This is a genomic window from Candidatus Frankia alpina (assembly GCF_902806485.1).
GTDB lineage: Bacteria > Actinomycetota > Actinomycetes > Frankiales > Frankiaceae > Frankia > Frankia alpina.
In genome coordinates, this window is sequence record NZ_CADCWT010000573.1 from 1 (window position 1) to 506 (window position 506).

Here is a 506-nt window from a genome sequence, read left to right on the forward strand (position 1 = left end):
CGGCGGACGGTGGCGAGCACCGCCGCGGCCTGCTCCCCACCCATCACCGAGATCCGCGCGTTCGGCCACATCCACAGAAAACGCGGCGAATACGCCCGCCCACACATCGAATAGTTCCCGGCACCGAACGACCCACCGATCACCACCGTGAACTTCGGCACCCGCGCACACGCCACCGCCGTCACCATCTTCGCCCCGTGCTTGGCGATCCCACCCGCCTCGTACTCCCGCCCCACCATGAACCCCGCGATGTTCTGCAGAAACACCAACGGAATCCCCCGCTGATCACACAACTCGATGAAGTGCGCCCCCTTCAACGCCGACTCCCCGAACAACACCCCGTTGTTCGCCACGATCCCCACCGGATGACCATGCAACCGCGCCGTGCCGGTCACCAACGTCGACCCGTACTCCCGCTTGAACTCCGCGAACCGGCTCCCATCCACGATCCGCGCGATCACCTCACGCACGTCGTACGGCGTCCGCGAATCCGTCGGCACCGCCGC

Annotated in this window: 1 protein-coding gene; it reads right to left on the reverse strand. The window is 66.6% G+C overall.

Annotated elements, in window-relative coordinates; all coding sequences use genetic code 11:
- Positions 1-506: carboxyl transferase domain-containing protein (locus G6R25_RS24555; protein ID WP_272871469.1), on the reverse strand; the 506-nt coding region annotated here is incomplete at both ends.